The 22,084-nt window shown below is 73.8% G+C and carries 19 protein-coding genes, 1 tRNA gene and 2 pseudogenes; 15 read left to right on the top strand and 7 right to left on the bottom strand.

Going from position 1 to position 22,084, the window contains the following annotated elements:
* Positions 1-78 precede the first annotated feature (78 nt).
* The 3 genes from AB0A94_RS21585 (at position 79) to AB0A94_RS21575 (ending at position 2,249) form a co-directional block, all read left to right on the top strand.
* Positions 79-1,452: a hypothetical protein gene (locus tag AB0A94_RS21585; protein ID WP_361746553.1), complete on the top strand. Its 1,374-nt coding sequence runs from the start codon at positions 79-81 to the stop codon at positions 1,450-1,452.
* A gap of 77 nt (positions 1,453-1,529) precedes the next feature.
* A tRNA-Gln gene (locus AB0A94_RS21580) sits at positions 1,530-1,602 on the top strand.
* Between the two features lie 191 nt (positions 1,603-1,793).
* Complete coding sequence (locus AB0A94_RS21575; RefSeq protein WP_361746551.1) at positions 1,794-2,249, top strand: hypothetical protein; 456 nt, start codon at positions 1,794-1,796, stop codon at positions 2,247-2,249.
* A gap of 283 nt (positions 2,250-2,532) precedes the next feature.
* On the opposite strand, the gene AB0A94_RS21570 is transcribed toward AB0A94_RS21575, so the two are convergent.
* Positions 2,533-2,709 (bottom strand): hypothetical protein, encoded by a 177-nt coding sequence (locus AB0A94_RS21570; protein ID WP_361746548.1) that lies wholly within the window; start codon positions 2,707-2,709, stop codon positions 2,533-2,535.
* 119 nt (positions 2,710-2,828) lie between these two features.
* Between AB0A94_RS21570 and AB0A94_RS21565 the strand changes: the two genes are divergently transcribed.
* Positions 2,829-3,656 carry an MOSC N-terminal beta barrel domain-containing protein gene (locus AB0A94_RS21565; protein ID WP_361746546.1) on the top strand — a complete coding sequence of 276 codons (828 nt, stop codon included), beginning with the start codon at positions 2,829-2,831 and terminating at the stop codon, positions 3,654-3,656.
* Between the two features lie 23 nt (positions 3,657-3,679).
* Here the strand turns inward: AB0A94_RS21565 and AB0A94_RS21560 are convergent, their stop codons facing one another.
* Positions 3,680-4,648 carry a LysR family transcriptional regulator gene (locus tag AB0A94_RS21560; protein ID WP_361746544.1) on the bottom strand — a complete coding sequence of 323 codons (969 nt, stop codon included), beginning with the start codon at positions 4,646-4,648 and terminating at the stop codon, positions 3,680-3,682.
* A gap of 222 nt (positions 4,649-4,870) precedes the next feature.
* Between AB0A94_RS21560 and AB0A94_RS21555 the strand changes: the two genes are divergently transcribed.
* The 3 genes from AB0A94_RS21555 to AB0A94_RS21545 all read left to right on the top strand — a co-directional run bounded on the left by AB0A94_RS21555 (position 4,871) and on the right by AB0A94_RS21545 (position 7,398).
* The gene (locus AB0A94_RS21555) at positions 4,871-5,713 is read left to right on the top strand and encodes a serine hydrolase (RefSeq protein ID WP_361746542.1); all 843 of its coding nucleotides are present in this window, start codon (positions 4,871-4,873) and stop codon (positions 5,711-5,713) included.
* A gap of 83 nt (positions 5,714-5,796) precedes the next feature.
* Positions 5,797-6,861 (top strand): MBL fold metallo-hydrolase, encoded by a 1,065-nt coding sequence (locus AB0A94_RS21550; protein ID WP_361746540.1) that lies wholly within the window; start codon positions 5,797-5,799, stop codon positions 6,859-6,861.
* A 108-nt stretch (positions 6,862-6,969) separates the two neighbouring features.
* Positions 6,970-7,398 (top strand): VOC family protein, encoded by a 429-nt coding sequence (locus tag AB0A94_RS21545; protein ID WP_361746538.1) that lies wholly within the window; start codon positions 6,970-6,972, stop codon positions 7,396-7,398.
* 208 nt (positions 7,399-7,606) lie between these two features.
* Here the strand turns inward: AB0A94_RS21545 and AB0A94_RS21540 are convergent, their stop codons facing one another.
* A complete protein-coding gene (locus AB0A94_RS21540) occupies positions 7,607-9,154 on the bottom strand; it encodes a carboxylesterase family protein (protein WP_361746536.1) in 1,548 nt (515 codons plus the stop codon).
* Positions 9,155-9,329: 175 nt separating this feature from the next.
* Here AB0A94_RS21540 and AB0A94_RS21535 point away from each other — a divergent pair, with 175 nt between their 5' ends.
* Positions 9,330-10,391, top strand: coding sequence for a substrate-binding domain-containing protein (locus AB0A94_RS21535; RefSeq protein ID WP_361746534.1), 1,062 nt, complete (start codon positions 9,330-9,332; stop codon positions 10,389-10,391).
* Positions 10,392-10,825: 434 nt separating this feature from the next.
* Positions 10,826-12,052 (top strand): MFS transporter, encoded by a 1,227-nt coding sequence (locus AB0A94_RS21530; RefSeq protein WP_361746532.1) that lies wholly within the window; start codon positions 10,826-10,828, stop codon positions 12,050-12,052.
* On the opposite strand, the gene AB0A94_RS21525 is transcribed toward AB0A94_RS21530, so the two are convergent.
* Complete coding sequence (locus AB0A94_RS21525; RefSeq protein WP_361746530.1) at positions 12,027-12,734, bottom strand: ThuA domain-containing protein; 708 nt, start codon at positions 12,732-12,734, stop codon at positions 12,027-12,029. The two genes, AB0A94_RS21530 and AB0A94_RS21525, sit on opposite strands and share 26 nt — an antisense overlap.
* Before the next feature lie 102 nt (positions 12,735-12,836).
* On the opposite strand from AB0A94_RS21525, the pseudogene AB0A94_RS21520 reads away from it, so the two are divergent.
* Both AB0A94_RS21520 and AB0A94_RS21515 read left to right on the top strand, forming a co-directional pair.
* Positions 12,837-13,124 (top strand): annotated as a pseudogene (locus AB0A94_RS21520) (NADAR family protein); the annotation flags it as partial.
* A gap of 24 nt (positions 13,125-13,148) precedes the next feature.
* Entirely contained in the window at positions 13,149-13,553 is a 405-nt protein-coding gene (locus tag AB0A94_RS21515) for a VOC family protein (RefSeq protein WP_361746528.1), read from the top strand.
* Here the strand turns inward: AB0A94_RS21515 and AB0A94_RS21510 are convergent.
* Both AB0A94_RS21510 and AB0A94_RS21505 read right to left on the bottom strand, forming a co-directional pair.
* A pseudogene (locus tag AB0A94_RS21510) lies at positions 13,548-14,222 on the bottom strand (helix-turn-helix transcriptional regulator); the annotation flags it as partial. The gene AB0A94_RS21515 and the pseudogene AB0A94_RS21510 sit on opposite strands and share 6 nt — an antisense overlap.
* A 9-nt stretch (positions 14,223-14,231) precedes the next feature.
* On the bottom strand, positions 14,232-15,167 hold the full coding sequence (locus AB0A94_RS21505) for an AraC family transcriptional regulator (protein WP_361746526.1): 936 nt from the start codon (positions 15,165-15,167) through the stop codon (positions 14,232-14,234).
* Positions 15,168-15,248: 81 nt separating this feature from the next.
* On the opposite strand from AB0A94_RS21505, the gene AB0A94_RS21500 reads away from it, so the two are divergent.
* Complete coding sequence (locus tag AB0A94_RS21500; RefSeq protein WP_361746524.1) at positions 15,249-16,082, top strand: NmrA family NAD(P)-binding protein; 834 nt, start codon at positions 15,249-15,251, stop codon at positions 16,080-16,082.
* Positions 16,083-16,199: 117 nt separating this feature from the next.
* Here AB0A94_RS21500 and AB0A94_RS21495 read toward each other — a convergent pair whose 3' ends face one another.
* Positions 16,200-17,339, bottom strand: coding sequence for a YihY/virulence factor BrkB family protein (locus tag AB0A94_RS21495; protein ID WP_361746523.1), 1,140 nt, complete (start codon positions 17,337-17,339; stop codon positions 16,200-16,202).
* Between the two features lie 90 nt (positions 17,340-17,429).
* Here AB0A94_RS21495 and AB0A94_RS21490 point away from each other — a divergent pair, with 90 nt between their 5' ends.
* The 3 genes from AB0A94_RS21490 to AB0A94_RS21480 all read left to right on the top strand — a co-directional run bounded on the left by AB0A94_RS21490 (position 17,430) and on the right by AB0A94_RS21480 (position 22,068).
* On the top strand, positions 17,430-19,064 hold the full coding sequence (locus AB0A94_RS21490; RefSeq protein WP_361746521.1) for an acyl-CoA dehydrogenase family protein: 1,635 nt from the start codon (positions 17,430-17,432) through the stop codon (positions 19,062-19,064).
* 243 nt (positions 19,065-19,307) lie between these two features.
* Entirely contained in the window at positions 19,308-20,597 is a 1,290-nt protein-coding gene (locus AB0A94_RS21485; protein ID WP_361746519.1) for a GAF domain-containing protein, read from the top strand.
* 199 nt (positions 20,598-20,796) lie between these two features.
* Positions 20,797-22,068 (top strand): hypothetical protein, encoded by a 1,272-nt coding sequence (locus AB0A94_RS21480; protein ID WP_361746517.1) that lies wholly within the window; start codon positions 20,797-20,799, stop codon positions 22,066-22,068.
* Positions 22,069-22,084: the final 16 nt, after the last annotated feature.

Below are 22,084 nucleotides of genomic sequence, written 5' to 3'. Positions count from 1 at the left end.
CCGGAACGTCGAGCCGACCACCGGCGGCATGCGGATAAGTAGTGGAGGCCTGGTCATGGGAATGACAGGGTGAGGCTCATGCCGTCGCCCGCATTCGAACAGGTCCTCCGTGAGCTGCACGCGTCGCTCACACTGCGCAAGCGTCCGGAAGACGTGGCCCGGCTCATCCAGGACATGTACGCCGCCCAGGGCACGGACCTCGATACGGCGACGGAGGCGGCGCTCGCCAAGGCCGCCGAGCACTCGCTGCGCAACCTCTGGCACGGCTACACCTCCATGCGGGAGGAGTTCGCCCGTCCGGTCGGCGCACAACGCCAGCTCGCCCGGGCGGCAAGCCTCTTCACGAACGTACCGGAACTCCCGGACGGCGCCGGGGACGATCCGGCCCGGATCGAGGCGGTGATCCGGCGGGCGGGTGAGGAGATAGGCCGCTCGTACGGGCAGAACGACTTCGGCATGGACCGCCTCAACCGAGCCGGGCGCACGGCGGCGGGCCTCGGGGAGATCTCAAAACGCCAGTACAACAAGCGTTTCCGGCTACTGCGCCGGATGGAAGCCAAGCTGGCCCGGCTCATCCACGAACAGCACCGCCGCGAGGTGACCGTCACCGGCAAAGGCGCCCTCGCCCACGCCCTGCCGTACGAACTGTTCGCCACGGACCCGGACACGGCGGCCTTCATCGCCTACGTCACGGCGCGCGGCTACATGCGCAGCGTCTTCACCAACGGCCGGCAGCGTCGGGTCTACGACGAGGTCGCCGAGGCCCTGTTCCAGCGCCTGAGGGATCTCCCCGAGCGGACCTGCTGGTACGCGGTAGCGCATGTGCACCCCACGACCGAAGTGCTGGCCCACGTGTCCGACCGGGACCTCACCCGGCTGCTGGTCCGGTGGAACGGATTCCTGCGCCAGGTCGCGGATCTGCTGGAGGACGCCTGGAACCGGCATCCGCTGGAACGCGACACGATGATCGTGCGCCGCGGAGACGACTCGTCGACGTGGAACCAGGCCGCACAGGCGTGGAACACGGCCCGCGCCCACTGGTTCGCGCTGCTGACCGAGCTGGGGCAGGACGAGGTCCTGGACCGGATCTGCCCGGGCAAGGTGCCCCGCCTGATGGCGGCCGACGTGGCGTACTGGCACCGCATGAGCGGCGGCGGGCTCCACCCGGACACCTACGTCTGGGCAGAGCTTCCCCTGCCCTGGGAAGTGCTCCGGGGGGAGAAGGAATGCCCGCGCTCGCTCGTCGAAGCGGTCTGCGCCCGGCATCGGGTGGACCCGGTGGCCGGCGCCTGGACCGCTCCCAGGCCGGCGGCCGAGGCCGTCGCCTTCCGGCGGACGCCCGAGCTGGTGCACGGAGTCGCCGTCGCCGACCCGCTCATGGCCGGCGCCCTGCGGTCGGCAGGAGTCTTCTCCGGCAAGGACAAGCGTGCCGCCGCCCAGGAGTGGACGTGACCGGTAGCAGCCCCTGCGCGCGTCCGCCCTGTAAATCAGTTGACCCGCACAGCGGCCCAAACAATGATCACGGTGGCGACGGGGAAGCTCTGCGGAGGAGCGCCCGGCTCTGATCCCGGGTGGACGCAGGTTCGAATCCTGCCCTCGTCGCCTCCTCACCCACTCCCCCGAACACGACGTCGCCTGCGTCACTTGGGCGGCCGGGGGCTCCAGCCGGACACGGTCGAGGGCCGCCGTCGGGGCCGTCAGGACCGCATGCGCAGCCGAGGTGGTCCGTCGATCAGACGGCTGAGACCGACCACGCAGCGCCCTCGTCTGCCGCGGGCTGCCATCATGCTCGAATGGCCCACGACGTAGTGTTCTTCCTCGCCCCTGACGACGAGACGGCCGCCTTGACGCGCCTGCAGGGACCTGGCGAGAGCTTTGAGTCTGTGACCTGCCGTTTTATTGAGCCGGACAGCGCCATCGCCGAGTGGGACATGTACTTCGAGGCGCCTTCGGCCGAGATCCCGCCGCTTGAGCAGCTCCATGCGTGGCGGCCGTGGCCGGAGTGGGTCACCGCCCCCTTGAACGATGGCGTCGAGGTGTTCGCTCTGCCGAAGCGGCTGACCCGAGCGCTCGGCAAAGCGAGTCCCGCCGAACTCGAGGAGCTCGCAGGGCGCTGGACTACGCGGCTCCGGTCCGAGGACGGCGACGATATGACCGACGATGACCTCCTTGCGGTCTTGCAGGGCGTTGCCCGCCTCGCAGCGTCTGCGGTGAATACGGGTGGCGGCCTCTACAGCTGGAGCTTCTGACCTTCCCCCCGCGTGGGCCGCTCGTTCCTGACGCCGCTGCGCGCCGGGCCCATGGCGGGACAGGTGCAGTGGTCACAGGACGTGTAGGGGTAGGTGGCAACGCACTGCTGGTCATGAGGCCGACTCCCTTTTCGTGGACCGGTTGTGACATCCCGGAGGCTGTCACGCACCCTCGCGCGGACACATCCGTCCCCAAAGTGGGAGTACATGCACCTTTGGGTGCATGCGCCCAAAACGGAGTCAGACCCTGGAGTCAGGAACAGTCATACGCCGGTCGGAGTACTCACGCCGCGCTGAGCTCGGGACGTTCGACGAGCTGACCGCCTTCGAAGCGAGCGCCGACCCGGACGGTCTCGTCGATCAGGGAGCCGTTCGGCGTGGTGTCGTCGTCGTTTACTACGCTGAGCACGAGCGTGCCTTCCCGATCAGCGCTGCGAACGCCGACCTGCTCGATGACCACCAGTCGATCACTCGGGAAGGTACGCCCTTCGCGTGCTCCCCGATCTCGATCCACAGGTCTTGAGCATGGCTCCTGCTGATGCAGTCGGCGAAGCAACGGAACAGAACGGAAACGCCACCATGGCCAGCGTTGTCGAGCTGACGTACTACCCGATCAAGGGCTGCGCCGGGACATCGGTGGGCGAGGCGCTGCTCACCCCCGCCGGGCTCGCGCACGACCGCACGTTCATGGTCGTCGGCGAGGAGGGGGTGGGGCGGACCCAGCGCCGGGATCCCCGGCTCGCCCTGGTCCGGCCCGCGGTCGGTGACGGGGGCGAGCGGATCGCGCTGCACGCACCGGGCGTCGAGGCGCTGGAGCTCCGTGTGGACACGGCCGGGGCCCGGCGGAAGGTGGACCTGTTCGGGGCGGTCCACCAGGGCATCGACCAGGGTGACGCGGCAGCCGACTGGTTCTCGGAGGTGCTCCGCGCGCCGAGCCGGCTCGTGCGCGTACCGCCGGAGCACGACCGGGTGACCGACGGCCGGACCCCCGGCACCTCCGCCTACGCCGACAGCTGCGCCCTGCACGTCCTCTCCCGCGCCACCCTCGGCCTGCTCGACCGCGAACTGGCCGGACGCGGCCTCCCGCCCCTGCCGATGAACCGCTTCCGGCCCAACATCGTGATCGACGGCTGGGACGAACCGCACACCGAGGACCGCGCCCACCGCCTCCGCATCGGCGACACCGAACTCGGCTACGCCAAGCTCGCCATCCGCTGCGCGGTCCCCCTGGTCGACCAGGGCACGGGGCGGCGGGCCGGCCCGGAGCCGCTCCGTACCCTTGCCGACTACCGACGCGCCACCGAGGGCGGCGTCGCCTACGGGACCAAGTACGCCGTCGTCCGCACCGGCAGGCTGTCCGTCGGGGACACCGTGCACGTCACCTCGTGGGGTGAGTCCGAGCTGTAGGGCACCGGCCGGTGTGCGGGTGTTCAGCCGTACACCACCGACCACGGACGCGGGGTGTCGTCGGGTGGGTGCGTGGTGCTCCCGCGCCGTGGGGTGGCGGTGTGGTGGCGGGCCAGGACCTCGGCGGCGAGTTCGGCGAAGCGGCGGGCGGCCGGGTGGGCTCCGCGGCCGGCGGGCCAGGCGCCGCCGATGCGCAGGGTGAGGGGGCGGCCCGCCAGGGGGGACCAGGCGACGCGGGGTTCCTTGCGGGCCGCCGGTCCCTGGTCGAAGGCGACTCCGTGCCCCGCCGTCACGAGGGCGAGCAGGAACTCGGGGTTGGAGGCGTGGCGGAGGCGGCCGGGGACGAAGCCTTCGGCACGGCACACGTCGAGGATGCGGTCGTGCCAGCCGGGGGCGTGCGCGCGGGGGAAGAGCACCAGGTCGTGGCCGGAGAGGTCGCCGAGCGTCACTTCCGGCAGCCGGGCCAGGGGGGAGGTTCGGGGGAGGACGACGCCCAGGTCCAGTGAGACGGCGGGGCCGAGCCGTAGTTCGGTGGCGTCGACGGGGTGGTGCACGAGTCCGACGTCCAGGCCGCCGGAGGCCAGCAGCCGCAGCTGCTCCACGGTGGTGACCTCCTGCAGGTCGACGGAGAGCTCCGGGGCGTGTTCGGCGCAGGCGGAGAGCAGCGCGGACAGTACGGCGGCCGTGGTGTCGGGCGGCACGCCCGCGCGCAGGGTGCCGAGGCCGCCGTCGGCGGCACGGCGGGCCAGGGTGCGCAGCCTCTTCTCCCGGGCGAGGAGTTCATGGGCCTCTTCCAGCAGCGCCGCTCCGGCGGCGCTGAGCCGGACGGCGCGCTGCGAGCGGTCGAAGAGTTCGGCTCCGAGTTCCTTCTCCAGTCGGCGGATCGCCTGGCTGAGCGGCGGCTGGGCCATGCCCAGCCGCTCGGCGGCCCGGCTGAAGTGCAGCTCGTCGGCTACGGTGACGAAAAGACGCAGGTGGCGCAAGAGATCCACGGTCAAGGATCCTATGCGGAAGCCGCCGCAAGGGGGACGGAGCGGTCGGCCGGAGGCCCGACCGCCCGATGACGGGGAACACGCATGTCCGAGGATGCAGTGATCAGCACGCGAACAACGGCCGAAACCAGCACGCGAACAGCGACCGAGAACCGAATCCGGCGGGTCTTCGCCGAAGCGGGCGCGAGGGGGCAGTTGCACGCCGTTCCCGTCCGTACGCGCATGCCGGCCGCCGGGGAGGCCGGTGGCGAGCGGGAGGCCCGTGAGGTCGCCGTGGGCGCCGACGACGACGTCGTCATCGCTTCGATCTTCAAGGTGCTGCTGGTGCTGGAGTTCGCCCGGCAGGTCGTGGCCGGCCAGCTCGATCCGAGGGAGCGGGTGCGGGTGACCTCGGCCGACCGGCTCGGCGGCTGGGGCACCGCCGGCTGCCTGGACGACGTCGAGCTGTCGTTGCGCGACCTGGCCTACTTCGCGATGTCGGTCAGTGACAACTCGGCCGCCGACCTGCTGCTGGACCGGGTCGGCCTGGACACGGTGAGGCTGCTCGCGAAGGAACTCGGCCTGGACCGGACACGGATCGTGGGCGGCCCGCGGGACCTGCTGGAGTCGATGCTCGCGGAGGTCGGGGCACGCGACGAGAGGGAGTTCGCCGTGCGCTACCCGGCCCTGCCGGACGAGAGGAAGAGACGGTTGGCGGTGCTGGACCCCCGCCACACCACGGCCTCCACACCCCGTGAGATCACCCGGCTGCTCCGGCTCGTGTGGACCGATGCCGCCGGGCCGCCGGAGGCCTGTGCGCTCGTGCGCGATCTGATGGGCAGGCAGGTCTTCCGTCACCGGCTGGTGTCGGGTTTCCCGGACGACGTCGCGGTCGCGGCCAAGACCGGCACACTGCCCGGGCTGCACATGGAGGCGGGCGTCGCCCGCTACCCGGACGGCGAGTGCTACGCGATCGCCGTGTTCGCGCGCACCCACGATCTGACCGCGTCCCGTGCCACGGTGGACGCGGCGATCGGCCGGGCCGCCGGAATCGCGGCCGCTTTCCTCCGCGGCGACGGCCGCTGACCGGGGCACATACGCGTTCACGTATCGGAAGTGCCGGACTCCGGTCTTGGACACGGGACTTCACCTCTTGATCTGCTGACGCCATGACCCAGGACATACACGCCCCGGACGGACCAGACGCCCCCTCCGGCCGCAGGCTCGACCGCCGTACGGTGCTGCGGGGCGCCGCGCTCGGTGCGGCGTCCCCGCTGATCCCGGCCACGGCTGCCACAGCTGCCACAGCTGCCACAGCGACCACGGCGGCCACGGCGTCCGCGACCACCGGCCGCGGCGGAAGCGGTGACCGGGCCGCCCGTTCCGTGTCGTTCCGCTGGCTCGGCACCACGGGCTGGCGCATCGACGTCGGCGGCAGCACCGTGCTCTTCGACCCCTACGTCACCCGTTTCCCCACCGGGCTGTTCGGCAGCGGTCTCGACCCGGAGACCGAACTGAGGACGGACCCCGCCGTCGTGGACGCGCACATCGGCCGTCCCGAACTGGTGCTGGTGAGCCACTCCCACTGGGACCACCTCGGTGACGTGCCGTACATCGCCAGGACCACCGGCGCCCGTGTCATCGGCACCGAGACCACGTACCACCTGCTCACCGCCCTCGGAGTCGACCCGAAGCAGATCTCCGTGGTGAAGGGCGGCGAGGTGCTGGACATCGGCACGGTCACCGTCGAGGTCGTACCCAGCCTGCACAGCCGCAACAAGAACTGCTCGTACTTCGCCCCGGGCACGCTGAACGCCCCGCCCGCGACGGTTCCCCGCACCATCGCCGACCTGCCCGAGGGCGACACCCTGGCCTTCCAGGTCACGGCCGGGGAGCGCGGCCCGTCGGCGTTCCTCATGGGGGCCAGCGACTTCTCCGAGCGGGCGGTGCGGGGCCTGCGCCCCGACCTCGCGATGATCGCCCTGCCCGGCGTCACCGGCACCACCCACCGCTACGTGCCCCGGCTGCTGGACGCCCTGGACTCCCCCGGTGTCGTCGTCCCCGTCCACTGGGACAACTTCGAACTGCCGCTGAGCGGTTCCCCGGTCCGCGACCCGGCGATGGACCTCGACGCCTTCCTCGCCCAGGTCGGGAAGGTCTCTCCGGCCTCCCGGACCGTCGTCCCGGACTACCGCACCGTGTACGACGGCGACATGCGGCCCGCGAGCCGGTAGGCGGGGCCTGCCGGGCCGGTTCGGAGCCGTCGGCCCGGCCCGGGGCGTTCCCGTACGACCCTTGAAAACGGGCGGAGCCGCGGAATCCCTCTTTGGTACGGTGCGCCGATGCCGACGATCAGGAAGTTCCAGGTCACCTTCGACTGCGCCGAGCCTGAGCGCCTCGCTCGTTTCTGGTGCGAGGTGTTGGGGTACGTCGTGCCGCCGCCACCGGAGGGGTTTGCCACCTGGGACGACTTCAAGCAGTCGCAGCCCCCTGAACAGCGGGATGCATGGTTCGCCTGCGTCGACCCCACGGGTGTGGGCCCGCGGCTGTACTTCCAGCGCGTTCCCGAGGGGAAGGCCGCCAAGAACCGGCTGCATCTCGATGTGCGGGTCGCCACCGGACTCGTGGGTGAAGAGCGCCTCGCCGCGCTCGAGGCCGAGTGCGCACGACTGGTCCCGCTCGGCGCGGTGCACGTGCAGACGCTGTACGACGGCAACGACGCGTGCATCCCCATGCAGGACATCGAGGGCAACGAGTTCTGTCTCGACTGAGCTGGGCGTTCGCGAGCCGGAGAGGTGGGACCCACCTTTCCGGCACACGGTTCGGTACGGCGCGTTCGGGTCCGCACGGTGAGCGGTCACCTTGGCCGGCCAGGGCACGGGGCGCAGGCGGGCCCGGAACCGCTCCGTACCCTCGACGGCCGGGGAACGGCAGCAAGTGAACCACCTCCCTCCCCGGCCACGGGGCCGCACGCCCGGGTCAGTCGCGGCGCAGTGCGCCCGCGCGGCGCAGGCGGCGTACGACCGAGCGGAGTTCGGGGGGCGAAGCCGGTGCGGGGCGGTCGGGGGCGGGTGTGCTCCACAGGGCGAGTTCGCGGTCCCGGGGGCCGTGTTCGACGTGCGGGTCGCCGTCGCCGTACACCTGCACCGGGTGGTGCGGGTTCCACCGCTCCCAGCCCGGTGAGCCGTCGGAGACGAAGCGCACCCACGCCCCGTGCATCGCGTCGGCCAGGTCCTGCGGTGCGCCCTCGCCCGCGAGTTTGCGGGCGGCGGGTTCGTCGCCGCTGTCGAAGACGAAGCCGAGTTCCAGGGCGTGGCAGGCGCCCATGCCGGGGCGCTGGGAGGGCCAGGCGAACTCGTAGACGTACGAGGGGTCCCGGCGGCCGTCGGCGAGCCGGTGCAGGGGGATGCGGAGCAGGTGGTCGGTGACCAGCTGGCCGACGAGTTCCGCGGTGCCGGCGTCCGGGCGCAGGGTGCGGTAGCCGCGCGGGACCTCGCTGCCGCAGCGGCAGCGGGCCATCGCACCGGCGAGGGCGACCGCGCCGAGGCGGTCGACGCGTTCCACCAGGCCGCCGGGGACGAGCCAGAGGCGGTACTCGTCGCGGGTCCAGCCGGTCAGCAGCTCCACGCCGGGGGCCGCGCCGTCGGTGAGTGCCTCCAGGGGGTCGCGCGGGACCAGGTCGCCGTCGGTGACGATGCCGAAGGCGGGGCCGCCGAGTATCGGGCTGCCGAGTCGGCCGACGTCGGCCTGGACGCGCAGCAGTTGGCCGCGGTCGGCGGCGGCGAAGGCCTCGGCGGTGGCGGGGATCCTCAGGCGGTTCGCCATGCGGCGGACCATGCGGCGCACCTTGTCGCGGTCGGTGGTCTCGGGCGGGCCGCTCTGCAGGACGGCCCGGCGGACCAGTCCCCGGGTCTGCGGGGCGGCGACGAGCGCGCCCGTGCTGATCGCTCCGGCGGACTGGCCGCCGAGGGTGATGCGGTCCGGGTCGCCGCCGAAGGCCCCGATCGACTCGTGGACCCAGTGGAGCGCGGCGAGCTGGTCGCGCAGGCCGGGATTGGCGGGGGCGTCCGGGAAGAGGCCGTAACCCTCGACGCCGAGGCGGTAGTTGACCGACACGAACACCACGCCGTCGCGGGCGAAGGTGTGGCCGTCGTAGACGGGGACGGCCGAGGAGCCCCTGGTCAGGGCGCCGCCGTGAAGCCATACGAGGACGGGGAGGCGGGCGCCGGGGGCGGGGTCGGGGGTCCAGACGTTGAGGTTGAGGCAGTCGTCGCCGGGGACGACCGGGTCGGAGAGGTACTGCGCGAAGGCCTCCGAGTACGGGGGCTTGGGGGCCGTCGGCCCGAAGGCGGCGGCTTCCCGTACGCCGTCCCAGCGGTCCGGGGGGACCGGCGGGCGGAAGCGGCGGGGGCCGAAGGGGGGTGCCGCGTAGGGGATGCCCCGGAAGACGGCCACGTTCCGCTCCCAGCGGCCGCGCACGGCTCCGTACGGGGTTCTGGTCACGGGGTCGCTTCGGTCTGTCGTCATTCACCCACCAGCCCTTCACCGCGCCGCGTCGCCTCACGCACCGGACGGACCCGCCGGTGACACGAGAGCGCGGCGACGCCCTTCGGTATTCCTGGGTACGCGTGAGAGTTCTTCCCGCTCCGGTGTGCCGGACCTACAGTAGGAAGCGCTTTCTATTGGGAGAGGTGGGTACTCGATGGTCCGTGCGGGGAGTGCCGGCGTGACGGCCGGGCCGACGCTGGCGGTGGTGGCCCGTGAGGCGGGGGTGTCGGTGCCGACCGCGTCCAAGGTGGTCAACGGCCGCGAGGACGTGGCGCCCGAGACCCGCCGCCGCGTCACCGAGGCACTGGACCGGCTCGGTTACATCAGGAGACCCCGGTTCGACGGCGGGAGGGCACCGCGTCTGGTGGACCTCGTGGTCCACTCCCTGGAGACCTCCGGCTCGGGCGCGGTACTGCACGGCGCGGAGGAGGCGGCGGACGACGTGGGGCTCGAGCTCGTCGTCTCGGCGGCCCTGACGCGGAGCCGTGCGGAGCGGCCGGAGCGGGGCTGGCTGGACAAACTCGTCCTGCGGGGATCGTCGGGAGTGCTGTTCCACCTGGCGGAGCTGAGCGACCCGCAGTACGCGTGGCTCAAGCAGCACCGCATCCCGTTCGTGATGATCGACCCGGTGCTCGAACCGCCGCCGGGTGTCGTCTCGGTCGGGGCGGCGGACTGGCGGGGCGGGGTGACGGCGACCGAACACCTGCTGGCCCTGGGCCACGAGCGCATCGCGGTCGTGGCCGGGCACCGGCACACGCTGTGCGCCGACGCGCGGATCGCCGGCTACCGCTCGGCCCTCGCCGCGGCGGGTGTGCGGCACCGCCCCGAGTACGTCCGGCACGCCGGCTCCGGTGAGGACGCGGCCGGCCGCCACGTGCGCGAACTCCTCGACCTGCCCGAGCCGCCCACGGCCGTCTTCGTCTGCGCGGACCGGATGGCGCTGGAGGTCTACGAGGTCCTGGCCGAGCGGGGTCTGCGCGTACCGGACGACATGAGCGTGGTCGGCTACGACGACCTGCCCGAGGCCCGCTGGCTCACCCCGGCCCTGACGACGGTCCGCCAGCCCCTGTCCGAGATGGCCGCGACGGCCCTGCGGCTGCTGCTGCGCATGATGGACGGCCACCGCCCGGAGAGCACCCGCACGGAACTGTCGACCCGGCTGGTGGAACGCGCCAGCACGGCGCCTCCCGGGCCCCGTCCGGGCGGTCACGGCTGACGGACGGCACCGCGCTCCGGTACGAGCCGCCCCCGCCGCGCGGCCGACGGCGGAACCCGGCTCCCAGGACGGGACGGGGCAGGACCGGAGGGGACCGAAGGGCACCGGAGGGGACCGGAGGGGACCGGAGGGGACCGGAGGGGACCGAAGGGCACCGGGCGGGACCGGAGAGGACCAGGCGGGACCGGAGAGGACCAGGCGGAACCGGAGGGCGGCGCCCCGCCCGGTACGCCGTGACACAGCTCACGGCGATATGCGGCTCGATCTTGGAATGCGCGGGCCGCTGTTCTTGCTCCGCTCCTTATGGGCTTCCCCTGTCCCGGGGTGCGCGGGGCAATGGTGCTCGGCGCGACCGGCCACGAGAGCCGGGGACGACCTCGGTCCTTCCCCCTCCCCCGATCCGGCCCGCTGTCTTCGAAAGGTCTCCCCGCACCATGCCACTGGCCCTGCTCGCCCTGGCCGTCGTCGCGTTCGGCCTCGGCACGACCGAGTTCGCCACGATGGGGCTGCTGCCCCAGATCGCCGACGGGGTCGGCGTCTCCGTGCCGGACGCCGGCAACCTCGTCTCGGCCTACGCGCTCGGTGTCGTCGTCGGCGCCCCCGTACTGACGGGCATCGGGGCGCGCATGCCCCACAAGCGGCTGCTGCTGCTCCTGACCGGACTGTTCGTGGCCGGCAACGTCGCGTCCGCGCTCGCCCCCGGCTACGGCACGCTCTTCGGGGCGCGCTTCCTGACGGGGCTGCCGCACGGGGCGCTGTTCGGCGTGGGCGCCGTCGTCGCCTCCCGGCTGGTCGCCCCCGAGCGGGCCGCGCGCGCCGTCTCGAAGATGTTCCTCGGGCTCACCGTCGCGAACATCGTCGGCGTCCCGGCCGGCACGGCCCTCGGCCAGCAGCTGGGCTGGCGGTCCGCCTTCCTCGCGATCGCCGTCATCGGCCTCGCCGCCCTCGCCGCGCTGGCCCTCTTCGTCCCCCACCAGCCCCGCGGCGGGCAGTCCGGCATCCGGCACGAGCTGCGGGCGATGGGCAACCGGCAGGTCGCGATCGGCCTGGCCGTCGCCGTGGTGGGATTCGGCGGCTTCTTCGCCGTCTACAGCTACCTGGTGCCCATCCTGACGAACGTGACGGGCATCGCCGAGTCCTCGACCACCCTGGTTCTCGCGCTCTACGGCGTCGGCATGACGCTCGGCACGCTGGTCGCGGGCCCGCTCACGGACCGCGCCCTGCGCCCGACGCTGTACGCGGGGCTCGCCCTGCTCGCGGCGGCGCTGGTGACGTTCTCCTTCACCGTCCACAGCACCTGGCCCGCCCTGGTGACGATCACCTTCATCGGCGCGCTGGGCTCCCTCATCACCACGCCCGTCCAGATGCTGCTCATGGCCAAGGCCAAGGACGCCCCGACGATGGCCGCGGCCTCCAACCACTCCGCCTTCAACCTGGCCAACGCGGGCGGCGCCTGGCTCGGCGGGCTGGCCCTGTCGGCGGGCTGGGGCTGGACCTCCCCCGCCCTGGTCGGCGCCGCCCTCGCCGTGGCCGGTCTCGGCCTCGCCCTCACGGGCGGCCTCCTGAACCGGGACGGCCGCCGCTCCGAGGTGATCACCTCGTCCGGCACCGGGGCCCCGGCGGAAGCCGCCCCGGTCACGTCGGCCCGCCGCCCGGACTGACCCGCCCGCCCGCCCCGGCCTCCGTCGAAACGGGGCGCGGAGCTGCCGCCCAGGTGATCCCGCCGCGCAGGTGGGCGCGGAAGGCCGGGTCGTCGTAGGCCTCGGCGGCGTGGCCGAGGGCGGTGTAGAAGACGCGGCCGGCGCCCTGCTCGCGGCACCAGGCCAGCGGGTGGTCCTCGCCCATGCCGCCGCCGTCGTACGACGACTCGTCGGCGGAGAGCAGGACCCGGACCGATCCACGGGGATTGGTGCGGAAGTCGTACCACTCGTCCGTGACCTCCCAGACGGCGGGCAGGTGCCGGGTCGCCGGGTGGTCGTGGTCCTCGATCACGGCGCGGCCCGGCTGGAAGGCCGGGTGCCCCTGGAAGCGGGCGCCGAGGAGTTCGCCGTAGTACGGCCAGTCGTACTCCGTGCAGGCGGCCGCGTGCACCCCGGCGAACCCGCCGCCCGCCTCGACGTACGCGGCGAGCCGCCGCCGCCCGGCCGGGGTGAGCACCTCGCCGCTGGTGGAGAGGAAGACGACGGCGGCGTAGCCGTCGAGCGGTTCCTCGAAGGCGGCCGGGTCCTCGGTGGCGTCGACGGTGAGGTCGCCGAGGGCGCGCAGGGCGGCGACACCGGCGGGGATGGAGTCGTGCCGGTAGTCGGTGGTGCGGGTGTACACGAGGAGTGCGGGAGCGGCCATGGGCGGGAGCCTATGCGGCGGGCGCCGGAAACCCGATGCCGGACGGGCGTCGCGGTCCTCCAGCATGTGCGGATGATCGGCAACCGGATCACCTACCGCATGGCGGACGGCGCCTTCGGCGCCCGGAACCTGGCCGCCGACGCCGAGCGGAGCGAGGACTGGGAGCGGCGGCGGACCGCCGTCATGACGGCGCTGCTGCGTGCCGAGTTCACCCGGCATCCGGAACTGGCCCGCGTCCTCCTCGGCACTGGGGACGCGACGATCGTCTACGGCGACTCCGACTCCGCCTTCTGGGGCGACGACCGCGGCAGGGGCCGCAACTGGACCGGTCGGCTCCTCGAACTCGTCCGGTCCGAACTCGCGTGTCCGATTCCTTCAAGACCGTCGTAGGGGCGCGGCCCTACGGTGGGCCGCATGAGCGCACGATTCGATGCCATCGGGATGGTCGTCTCCGACATGGCCGCCTCCGTCGCCTTCTACCGGCGGCTCGGGTTCGCCTTCCCGGAGGGGGCCGAGGAGCAGGGACACGTGGAGGCCGAGCTGCCGGGCGGGCTGCGGCTGCTGCTGGACACGGAGGAGGTGGTCCGGTCCTTCCACACGGGATGGGAGCCGCCGTCGGGCGGGGGCAGGACCTCACTGGCACTGCGGTGCGACAGCCCCGCGGAGGTCGACACGCTCTTCGCGGAGACGGTCGACGCCGGGAGCCGTTTCGAGCTCGAGCCGTGGGACGCGGTGTGGGGACAGCGGTACGCCGTCCTCCTCGACCCGGACGGGAACGGGGTGGACCTGTTCGCGCCGCTGGCCGTGGGCGGCCAGTAGCCCGCCCGGCGGCAGGCCCGTCAAGTCCCGCATCTCGCGGGAGAGGTGGGCCTGGTCCGCGTAACCGGTCCGGGCGGCCGTCTCCGCGAGGGGGACGCCCGCCCGGGCCAGGGCGAGGGCGCGGCGCATCCGGAGGATACGGGCCAGGGTCTTCGGGCCGTAGCCGAACGCGGCCAGCGAGCGGCGGTGCAACTGGCGGGCGCTCAGGCCCAGTTCGTCGGCGGTCGCGGCGACCGGGCGGCCCGCGTCGAGGGCCGCCACGAGAAGGCCGGGCAGCGGGTCGGGCGGGGGTGTCTCCGCCGCCCGGCGCAGGGCCAGGTCCTCCAGGCCGTGTGCCGGATCGTCCGCCGCGTTGACGCGGGCGGTCACGCGGCGCACGTCGGCCGCCGGCCACAGATCGGACAGGGCGACGCGGCGGTCGCGCAGTTCGTGGGCGGGCACGCCCAGCAGCACGGGGGCGGTGCCGGGAGGGAAGCGGACGCCCGCCCAGGCACTCGGCCGGCCTTCGGTGAGGTGGGCACGGGTGTCGGGGCCGGCGACCAGCAGGCGCCCCTCGTGCCAGAGCAGGTCCATGCAGCCGTCGGGGAGCACCCGGCCCTCCCCGCCGGTGGACGGGCTGTTGGTCCACACGACCGCGCCCGTCAGCCGTGACGCCCGCTCCCGGTACACGCCCCCAGGCTACGCCGCCCGGTTCCGCCACTCCTGCGGGCTGACGCCGTACGCCCGCTTGAAGGCCGTGGACAGGGCGAAGGCGCTGCCGTAGCCGACCTGGCGGGCGATCGCGCCGAGGGTGTCGTCGGTGTCGCGGAGGCGGTCCGCGGCGAGGGCGAGGCGCCAGCCGGTGAGGTAGGTCATCGGCGGTTCGCCGACGAGTCCGGTGAAGCGGCGGGCGAGGGCGGCGCGGGAGACGCCGGCCTTCGCGGCGAGTTCGGCGACCGTCCACGGGTGGGCGGGGTCGTCCTGGAGCAGGCGGACGACCGGGCCCACGACCGGGTCGGCCCGGGCCCGGTACCAGGCGGGCGGCTCCGCCTCCGGGCGGGCGAACCAGGCCCGCAGCGCGGCGATGACCAGCAGGTCGAGCAGCCGGTCCAGGACGACCTCCTGGCCGGGGGCGTCGCGCACGACCTCGTCCATGAGGAAGGGGGTGAGCGGGCAGTCCCAGACGTCGGTGGTGAGGGAGAGCAGCGGCGGCAGCGCGTCGAGGAGCCGGCCGCCGATCTCGCCCCGCATCCGGTAGGTGCCGATCAGCATCACCGTCCCGCCGTCCGGCCGGTCGCCCCAGGTGCGGACGCCGAGGTCCATGACGCCGTTGAGGGGGCGTCCGTCGGGGTGGTGGCACTCACCACCGGGCAGGATCAGCCCCTGCGGGGGCGTGGCCGGGTCGTCGGCGCAGAGGTACGGGTCGGGGCCGCGCGCGATGGCGAGGTCGCCGGGGCGCAGGCGCAGCCGCTCCCCGGCGTCGGAGACGATCCACGCCTCGCCGCGCACGAGCAGCATCACCGTCAGCGGAGCGCGGTCCTCCACGCGAATCGCCCACGGCGGGTCGAAGCAGGCCCGGATCATGAACGCGCCCCGGGCGCGCGGGCCCTCGAGCAGGCCGGTGAGAGCGTCCATGGGGTCAGCGTAGACGCGGGCTTATGGGAGTGAGCCGTTCGGCGATGGTTCCGCGGGGGGCACGGGAGTTGACTCGTCGGCATGGCACGGGACATCGAGAACATGACGATCGTGGTGACGGGCGCGACGGGGCGTACGGGGAGCCGGGTGGTGCGGGCCGCCGGGGCGGCGGGGCTGACGGTGCGGGCGGCGTCGCGGGCGACCGGGTTCGACTGGGCGGACCGGTCGACGTGGGCGGACGCCCTGCGGGGCGCGGACGCGGCCTATCTCGTCCACCCCGCCGACGTCGGCGCGCCCGGTACCGCCGAGGCGGTCGGCGCGCTGGCCGGCACGGCGGTCGGGCTGGGCGTACGGCGGCTGGTGCTGCTGTCCGCGCGGGGCGAGGACCAGGCCCTGCCCACCGAGGAGGCGCTGCGGGCGTCGGGCGCGGACTGGACGGTCGTACGGGCCGCGTGGTTCGCGCAGAACTTCAGCGAGGGGCCGCTGGTGGAGGAGGTGCGGCGCGGGGAGCTGGTGTTTCCGGCGGGCGGGGTGGCGGAGCCGTTCGTGGACGTGCGGGACGTCGCGGAGGTGGTGGTGGCCGCGGTGGCGGACGGGGAGCGGTACGCGGGGCGGACGCTGTCCCTCACCGGGCCCCGGCTGCTGACCTGGGGCGAGGCGGTCGCGGAGATCGCGGCGGCGACGGGGCGGCCGCTGACGTACCGGGCGGTGCCGGCGCGGGACTACGGCGAGGCGCTGGTCGGCTTCGGGGTGCCGCAGGAGGAGGCCGCGTTCCTCACGGAGGTGTTCGAGACGCTGCTCGACGGCCGCAACGCGCGGCTGGAGGACGGGGTGCGGCGGGTGCTGGGACGGGAGCCGCGGGACTTCGCCGACTTCGTGGCGGAGGAGGCGGCGGCCGGCGTCTGGAAGGCGTGAGCCTGGGTCGGTTCGCCCCCTCCGCCCCTTCCCGTCCCGGACCCGGGGCTCCGCCCCGGACCCCGCTCCTCGAACGCCGGAGGGGCTGGGACGAGCCGGGCGGGGGCGGGAAACGGCTCACTTCTCCTCGTGCGACGGGCCCTCGCCGTGCCTCTGGTGGGTGGACTTCACATGTGTGCGCAGCCGGGCCGTGACGTCCTCCGGCGGCAGGAAGCGGGACCAGCGTTCGGGGAACTCGGAGGGCATGTCGGGGTCGGCCTCGCCGGCCGCGGCGGTGCGGGCGACGTACTCGGCGACCTGCGCCTGCCGCAGCCGCTCGTTGGCCTCGCGGGCCGCGGCCGTCGCGGCGGCCGGCCAGACCCGGTCGATGGCCGCGTTGACCGCGGCGCCGACGAGCACGGCGAACGCGGACACGCCGATCCACAGCAGGACGGCGACGGGGGCGGCGAGGGAGCCGTAGATGGTGGGGCCCTCGACGGTGTTGGTCAGGTAGAGCCGCAGCAGGAAGCTGCCGAGCACCCACATGGCGAGGGCGACCAGCGCGCCGGGCACGTCCTCGATCCACGGGGAGCGCACGGGCACGGAGACGTGGTACAGCGTGGTCAGGAAGGCGACGGAGAGCAGGATCACGACCGGCCAGTACAGGACCTGGACGAGCGTCGTCGACCAGGGCACCACCCGGACGACCGCGTCCGGTCCCGCCACCATCAGCGGCAGCGCGACGGAGCCGATCAGCAGGGCCACGATGAACAGCAGGAAGGCCAGCAGCCGGGTCTTGACGATGCCCCGCACGCCGTCGAGGCCGTACATGACGGTGATGGTCTCGATGAAGACGTTCACCGCGCGGGAGCCCGACCACACGGCGATCAGGAAGCCGAGGGAGATCACGTCGGGCCGGCCGCCCTTGGTGACGTCCCGCAGGATCGGCTCCGCGATCTCCTTCACGCCCCGGTCGGACAGCACCGTCCGCGAGGCCTCCAGGAGGTTGCGCTGCACGCTCTGGATGGTGTCGGCGCCGGTCCAGGCGTCGACGTAGCCGAGGAGGCCGATCAGGCTGAGCAGCAGCGGGGGCACCGACAGCAGCGTGAAGAACGCCGCCTCGGCCGCCAGGCCCAGGATGCGGTACTCCATGCACGAGTTGACGGTGTCCTTCAGCAGCAGCCAGGCGGTCCTGCGTTTGGAGACGTTCCGGTAGAGGGCCCGGGCCCGGTGGAGGCGACCGGAGGGCGCGTCGGGGGATTCACTTGCTGGCTGCACGACCTAAAGGTATCCGTCGTGCCAGGTCGCACTCACCCGCAGGCCGGATCGGCGGGTGAGGCCGGCGTACCGCGGGGTACGTTCGTGGACATGGCAGGCACCACGCACAGCGTGACCAATCAGGCTCCCCCACTGGTTCAGTACGACGCGTTCGGCGCCGACCGGGCGCTGGTGGAGGCGGTCGAGCGGCATCTGGCGCCGGACGTGCGGGACGAGGGCCTCTCCGAGCTGTCGGGGCTGGGGCGGACCGCCGGGTCCGCGCAGGTGCAGGAGTGGGGGGTGCTGGCCAACGAGAATCCGCCGCGGCTGCGCACCCACGACCGCTACGGTCACCGGATCGACGAGGTCGACTTCCATCCGTCCTGGCACCGGCTGCTCGGCAAGGGCGTCTCGGCGGGGCTGACGGCGGCCTGGGGCCGGCCGGGCGGGCATGTGCGGCGGGCGGCGGCGTTCGTGGTGTGGACGCAGGTCGAGGCCGGCAACGGCTGCCCGCTGTCGATGACCCACGCGGCGGTCCCCGCGCTGCGCACGGACCCGGTCCTGGCGGCGGAGTGGGAGCCGCGGCTGACGTCGGTGGTCTACGACCGTGCCCTGCGGCCCGCGAGGCAGAAGCCCGGTGCCCTGTTCGGGATGGGCATGACGGAGAAGCAGGGCGGCAGCGACGTACGGGCGAACACGACGGCGGCCCGGCCGCTGGCCGAGGACGGCGCGTACGAGCTGACCGGGCACAAGTGGTTCTGCTCGGCGCCGATGTCGGACGCCTTCCTGGTGCTGGCGCAGGCGCCCGGGGGTCTGACGTGTTTCCTGGTGCCGCGGGTGCTGGAGGACGGCACGCGCAACGTGTTCCTGATCCAGCGGCTCAAGGACAAGCTGGGAAACCGGTCCAACGCCTCCGCCGAGGTCGAGTTCGACGGGACGTGGGCGCGCCGGGTCGGGGAGGAGGGGCGCGGGGTGCGCACCGTCATCGGGATGGTGGCGGCGACCCGGCTGGACTGCGTGCTGGGGTCGGCGGGGCTGATGCGGCAGGCCGTGGCGCAGGCGGTGCACCACTGCGCGTACCGGGAGGCGTTCGGCGGGAAGCTCGTCGACAAGCCGCTGATGCGCAACGTGCTGGCCGATCTGGCGCTGGAGTCGGAGGCGGCCACCACGCTGGCGCTGCGGCTGGCGGCGGCGTACGACGACGGCGGCGAGCAGGAGCGGGCGCTGCTGCGGATCGCGGTGCCGGCGGCGAAGTACTGGGTGACCAAGCGGTGCGCGCCGCTCGCGGTGGAGGCGGCGGAGTGCCTGGGCGGCAACGGGTACGTCGAGGAGTCGGGGATGCCCCGGCTGGTGCGGGAGTCGCCGCTGAACTCGATCTGGGAGGGCGCGGGGAACGTCCAGGCGCTGGACGTGCTGCGGGCGCTGCGCCGGGAGCCGGCGGCGCTGGACGCCTATCTGCGCGAGGTGGGGCGGGCGCGCGGGGCGGATCACCGGCTGGACGCCGCGATGAAGAACCTGCTGACCGAACTGGCGGACCTGGAGGGCGTCGAGGGGCGGGCGCGGCGGCTGACGGAGCGCCTCGCGCTGGTGCTCCAGGGGTCGCTGCTGGTGCGGTACGCGCCGCCGGAGGTGGCGGACGCGTTCTGCGCGGCGCGGCTGGGCGGGGACGGGGGCGCGGCGTTCGGGACGCTGCCGCACACGCTGGACCTGGCGTCGGTGGTGGAGCGGGCCCGGCCGGTGTCCTGAGCGGTGGCGGGCGCGACGCGGGGGTGGTGCTGCGCCGACACGGCACCACCCCCCGCCGCACAGGCCCCTTACGAGCCGTGGACGCCGCTCGGGACGGCGTCGTCCAAGTTTCGGACAGTCGAGGGCTCTTCACCAGGGTTGCAGGGGGTTGCAACTTGTTGTCGCCGTGGCCGTACCGGGCGTTCGTCCCCGGGGCAGACGGCAGTATGAGTCCCGACAGCTCTCTTCCTGGAGGACCGACCGGTGGCGCTCTCGCCGATGGACGTGACGCAGCTGGCCGCCGTCGACACGGCGCGTGCGGCGCGGGTGCTCGACGAGGTCCGCTCCGCCGCGCTCTCCGGGCAGCGGGCGCCCGTGGCTCCCCGCCCGGTGATCGGGCAGTCCTGGGAGCGGATGCTGCGCAGTGGTGTGGACCCGGAGCACGACTTCCGCAGTGGGCTGCTGTCCTGGGAGGAGGTGCAGCGGCGGCGGGAGTCGTCGCCGCTGCGGCAGGTGCTGCCGGTGCTGCGGGAGGGGCTGCTGTCGGTCGCGGACGTCGCCCACCACATCATGGTGGTGGCCGACGAGGAGGGCCGGGTGCTGTGGCGGGAGGGCAGCGCGCCGGTGCTGCGCAAGGCCGACGGGCTGGGCTTCGAGATCGGCGCGGACTGGCGCGAGGAGGTCGTCGGCACCAACGGGGTGGGGACGCCGGCGGTGACGCGGCGCCCCGTGCAGGTGTTCGCCGCCGAGCACTTCGTACGGTCGCACGCCACCTGGACGTGTGCCGGGGCGCCGATCACCGACCCCCGCGACGGGCGGCTGATCGGCGTGGTGGATGTGAGCGGGCCGCTGGAGACGATGCACCCGGCCACGCTGGCGTGGGTCGACTCGGTGGCCAAGCTCGCCGAGGCGCGGCTGCGGGAGACGCACCTGCGGTCGCTGGAGCGGCTGCGGGCGGTGGCGGCGCCGGTGCTGGCGCGGATCGACGGGCGGGCGCTGGTCGTGGACCGGCAGGGGTGGACGGCGGCGGTGACGGGGATGCCGTACACGGAGCGGCTGGCGCTGCCCGCGTCGGTGTCGGCGGGCATGCGGTGGCTGCCGGCGCTGGGCCGCTGCTCGCTGGAGCCGCTGGCCGGGGGCTGGCTGGTGCGGGCGGCGGACGAACCGGTGACACGTGCCGCGACCCGGATCGTGCTGGACCTGAGGGGGCCGCGCCGACGGTCGGTGGAGGTGTCCGGCGGGGCGGGCTCCTGGACCCGGGAACTGAGCCCCCGGCACGCCGAGTTGCTGTACCTGCTGGCCGTGCACCGCGCGGGGCGCAGTGCCGCGGACCTCGCCCGGGACGTCTTCGGCGACCCGGCCCGCACGGTGACGGTCCGCGCGGAGATGTCCCGCGTGCGCCGCTACCTGGGTCCCCTCCTGGACCACCGCCCCTACCGCTTCACGGAGTCCGCCGAGGTGGAGCTCGTCCTCCCGGACGACCCCGACGGCCTGTTCCCCCACTCGGCGGCCCCGGTCCCGGGCCGCCGACGGCGGCCGGTGCGGGAGGACTGACTCCCCCGCCCGTCAAGACCGCGCGGGGCCGTACAGACGTGCTCCGGAGTGGCTCGGAAGGTCGCTGTTTCGCATATTTGCAGGGTCTTCCGCTCCCCGGCCGGCCGGCTGCCGTAGCATCCCGCTACGGGCCACCCCAGCTGCTCCACGGTCAACCCTCGGAACACCGGACGCAGTTGGCTCGTCTCGGGAGGACGTTATGAAGCATCGCGGCAGACACCGTCGGCGCAGGCGGGGCAGGGCGCTGCGGGCGGCGCTGGCCGGGACCGCCCTCTCGCTGACCGCGGCCGCCACCATGATCAGCGCCTCCCAGGCCACCGACGCCGGCGACCCCGGGGCGCTGAAGCCGCTCACCGCGTCCGCCGAGACCGCGCCGCTGCGGCTGACCGAGCACCACGTGCCGCGCGACGCGCTGGACCGGCTCTCCGCCGGGATGGGCCGGCCGGTCGGTGTCGGTTCCGTGCTCGCCGATCCCGACGGCTCCCTGGGCGGCGCGGAGGACTGCACGGACGACGACCGGCGGGCCCTGCCGGTGGAGCCCGCGGCGACCCGCGCGTACTGCTGGCCGGGCGCCGACACCGACGGCTGGCGGTCCGGCGCGGTCACCACCTCCGGGGACGCGGACGACGACGGCCGCTGGGGCGGGCACCGGGTGATCCTCTCGGGGTGGAGCCGCGGCACCGGCACGCCGTCCGAGGACGGTCTGGCCCGCGTCGCCTTCGTGGACGCCGGCGATCCGGACGACCTCCGCTACACCTGGGCCCTGCTGGCCGTTCCGGTGGACGGCGGCCGCGACTACCGCGGGCTGGGCTCCGCCGTGTCCGGCATGGTCTGGTACCAGGACAAACTGCTGGTCACCGCGGGTCCGGCGGACGACAGCGCGCTGTACGTGTACGACCTGGCACGGGTCCAGCGGGCCACCGTGGACGGCACGTCGGTCGGGCGGGTGCCCGGCGGCTGGTCGGCGGCGGGAGCGCGGTACGTGCTGCCGGCCGTCGCCTCCTACCGGACGGCCGGGGCCGGCGCGCCCCGGCCGGGCGGCATCTCCCTGGACCGCAGCACCGCGCCCGACAGTCTGGTCGCGCACGAGGCGGTGCCCGCGGACGAGGACGGGCCGACCCGGCTGTGGCGGTACGCGTTCAGCACCGGGCCGGAGCGTGCGGGACTGCTCGACGCGGACCCGGTCGGGGTGTACGAGACGGAGCTGACCGATGTGCGCGGCGTGCTGTCGTACCGGTCGGCCTGGTACCTGGGCCGGACGACCGGGACGCCGGACGAGCGCGGCACACTGTGGCGGCAGGACACGGACGGGGCGCGCCCCACCCGGTGCGGCGCGGACGGGACGCACCGCTGCTGGAGCGGCCCGGCGGCGTCCCTGTCCTACGGGGAGGAGAGCGGCGACGTGTGGTCCCAGTCCGGCCGGATGCTGTTCGCCCTGCCGCTGGCCTCCGTGGACCGGTCCCTGGACTAGTGCCGCATCGGACGGC

The sequence above is a fragment of the Streptomyces sp. NPDC044984 genome (assembly GCF_040646935.1).
Lineage (GTDB): Bacteria > Actinomycetota > Actinomycetes > Streptomycetales > Streptomycetaceae > Streptomyces.
The sequence above is the reverse complement of the archived record's forward strand: the minus strand, read 5'-3'. Positions and strand labels throughout refer to the sequence as shown.